The organism is Candidatus Desulfatibia sp., assembly GCF_036446775.1.
Taxonomy (GTDB): Bacteria; Desulfobacterota; Desulfobacteria; order Desulfobacterales; family UBA11574; genus Desulfatibia_A.
The window spans coordinates 1-2843 of the sequence record NZ_JAZFTO010000235.1; the positions used below are offsets into that span (position 1 = coordinate 1).

The 2843-nt window shown below is 42.5% G+C and carries 3 protein-coding genes; all 3 read right to left on the reverse strand.

The features are described from left to right. Positions 1-62: 62 nt before the first annotated feature. Positions 63-1622 carry an IS66 family transposase gene (gene tnpC, locus V3S16_RS11105; protein WP_413884912.1) on the reverse strand — a complete coding sequence of 520 codons (1560 nt, stop codon included), beginning with the start codon at positions 1620-1622 and terminating at the stop codon, positions 63-65. A gap of 3 nt (positions 1623-1625) precedes the next feature. Further along, the gene (locus V3S16_RS11110) at positions 1626-1901 is read right to left on the reverse strand and encodes a DUF6788 family protein (RefSeq protein WP_413884914.1); all 276 of its coding nucleotides are present in this window, start codon (positions 1899-1901) and stop codon (positions 1626-1628) included. A gap of 555 nt (positions 1902-2456) precedes the next feature. Then, on the reverse strand, positions 2457-2744 hold the full coding sequence (locus V3S16_RS11115; protein WP_413884916.1) for a nucleotidyltransferase domain-containing protein: 288 nt from the start codon (positions 2742-2744) through the stop codon (positions 2457-2459). Positions 2745-2843: the final 99 nt, after the last annotated feature.

The following is a 2843-nucleotide window of genomic DNA, read 5'->3' on the forward strand; positions in this document are numbered from 1 at the left end:
GTAATAGTTTAGTCCTTTTCTGGATTTACATTTCAATTGTCCGAAGGGTAATAGTTACAAGATTAAGAAGAGTCATTATAAAGTGCGGCTTGAGCGGTGGCAGTGTCTTGGGTGAATAGAGTTTCGAAGAATGCAAGAGGATGTTTGCTTTGGCGTTTGGCAGTCAAAACAAGACTGGGCAGGACACTGTGCGAATAAGAGCCCTCGTCGGAGCGAGTTCCCATACAGATTTTTCTAAAAATCACCATGTTTCTGAGGGACTGTTCGGCCTGATTGTTGGTCGGCTGGACACCTGTGTGTTTTAGGAAAGTAAATAAGCGATGATATTCTTTCTTAGGATTGAGCAATCTTTGTCTTAATGTTTCGGCCTTATTCTCAGCGAGTTTACCTGTACATATCGAATCCAAGGCCGAATAGAGGCGTTTTTCAAAGGCGTCTGCTTTGTTCGGTTCGATGTCGCCGCTGTTAAGTTTGCGTCCGATTTCGCATGCCTTTTTCAACAAGTCTGAAACACTGCTGCAAAACCGAATTGATCGTTGATCCTGAAATTTAGGTTTTCTGAGCAAAATTTCCTGCTTTATTTCTTTGGATTTACGGATTAAGTGCGCCAGGCATGATTGCCGGTGTTTAGCGTTCACGGCATTATAGGCTGCATATCCATCGGTATGCAGAACTCCGCCGAAACTTTTACCCAAAATCGATTGAGCAACTTTTGATGAACGGTGGCGGTCAATATGAAACACCGCCAGATCATCATTGCCGGCATACCAGACATAATGCCCAATGCCATCTTGTCGCCAATACGTTTCATCGGCATGAGCGACGGCGGCGTTGCGCAATTTCTCCTTTAAATCTTCGTACAAAGGTTCGCCTCTGCGGGTTGCCGTTCGGTCAAAGGCCATGGCAGAGGCGGGAACAAAGGGCATATTAAAAAACACCTCAAAAAGTTCTTTCACTTTTCGGTAAGGAATCCGCAAGCCATATCGCAAAAAGACCGCCGCTGCCTTTGTTGTTGGTCCAATTTTGCAATTTAGAAGTTCTCCTTGTGCAGCTTGAACTACAGCGCGATTACATTTGGGGCAGAATGCTTGATGGTGCCTAAAATTGGTGACATGCGTACGCGGTTGCAGGACAATATCTTCTTGCAGATGATCCTTGATTTCTTCCATCGGCGACAGATCAGCACAGGCGCAATGAGGACATAGCTCTGGAGCAGCAACAACAACGGTTTTGTCGATATGATTGGGTTTGCGTCTAAACCAGCCTGGATGGCCTTTGGGCGCACCTCGTTTTTTCTTCGCCTGTGCTGAGCAGTTATCAGCACTATCATTTGAACTTTGCCGGTTACGATTTTTATTCGATTTAAATTGTCGTTGATGGAGGGCTTTGAGTTTTGCTTTGAGCTGTTCATTTTGATCTTCTAATTCACCTATATATGCAAGCGCTTTTTCAAGCTCTTCTCGCAGAATATCTCTAACTCTCCAATGTTCACAATGCTCTTTATAGGAACGCTGATATTCTTCCCAGACCCATTTGGTAGACGATCCGTGAAGGTGGGGGCAACTATGCTGATATGCACATTCAAAATCCCATGGAGGCAGCTGTTGACGAGATGAAGACATGAGTTATTCGGATTCCTGTTTGAGCAGTTCCCAATTAACGTTTGAAAGTTTTTGGATCAGCGTGCGTACTCTTTTATTACGATCGGTCATCTTTTTGACTTTTGGAACCAAACCTTTGCGGACGTATCGGGTAACGGTTTTTCCCCCAACTTTTGTCGTTAAGCTGTGATACATCATGGCCGGAGATCGTACTATGGAGCCGATAAGCAAGTCCAAATTTCTGCAAATTTGATCTTTTAACATATCCTGTTGTTTTTTCATCAAATCAATCTTTTTCATATTGCCAGATCCTTTATAATTAGCTATTTATAGCATGAGTATCATTACTCATGGTGTATGTCAAATAAAAAGAGACCATTAATAATAAAATGATCCCTTTTTATTGAAAAACAACTAAACTATTACGTTTAAATTTAGGAAGGAACGGTGTCAAAGCTTGAATAGTGAATAAGATGCATTACTATTCACAATTCAACGGGCTGTTGCCCATTTACATTTGTATCGTACTCCAGATCAAAATAAAACTTATCTTGTTCAACTAAAAGGCCGACCGCGGCCTGATCGGCCAAGTGACCAACCAGGATCGTCATCGGTTTTTTTTAGCTGTAAATGTACGGGTGTTGACGGAACGCGGGGGATCCAGCCGGGCGTCAGGTCAACGGCGGGAAAGTATGTCCATGTACTGGCTTTGGCAACCGCCTTCCGGCGATTGTTGACGGCAGCGGGGCGTCTATTAAGCCATCATTGTCGAAAATTGGAGCTAATTAACTCAATAGCTCCTTCCATATTGATCCATTCCGTGATCAGTGCGCTCATATAGTACCTTGCCGTTATTCAGGATGTCTTTGAGAAAAAATTTCCCGCGGCCAGCCTGTAATTTATATCAGAAGGTCTTCGAACAATTAAGTCTAAAGGAAAATCTCTTCTAATTTCTCTGCGAATATTAAACGCCTGAAGCTGGGGACGGCCTTCAAAATTCATAATCACCAGCAAATCCACATCACTGTCTGGTGATTCCAAGCTATTTGCATACGAACCGAACAGGATTACACGGAGTGGATCAAATTTGTGGACAACTTCATTCACAAATTTTTCGATTTCAGTATACGTAACCTTTTCCATGGAATTCACAAGCGATATATTTTGTTTTAAGAGCAGATTAAACTATGGCAACCTATTTTAATTTTAGATAAATACTATCATATATCGATTTTAACAGCA

Excerpts from the sequence above, each read along its gene's own strand:
- tnpC (WP_413884912.1), bottom strand. The coding sequence starts at position 1,622 with ATGTCTTCATCTCGTCAACAGCTGCCTCCATGGGATTTTGAATGTGCA.
- V3S16_RS11115 (WP_413884916.1), bottom strand. The coding sequence starts at position 2,744 with ATGGAAAAGGTTACGTATACTGAAATCGAAAAATTTGTGAATGAAGTT.
- V3S16_RS11110 (WP_413884914.1), bottom strand. The coding sequence starts at position 1,901 with ATGAAAAAGATTGATTTGATGAAAAAACAACAGGATATGTTAAAAGAT.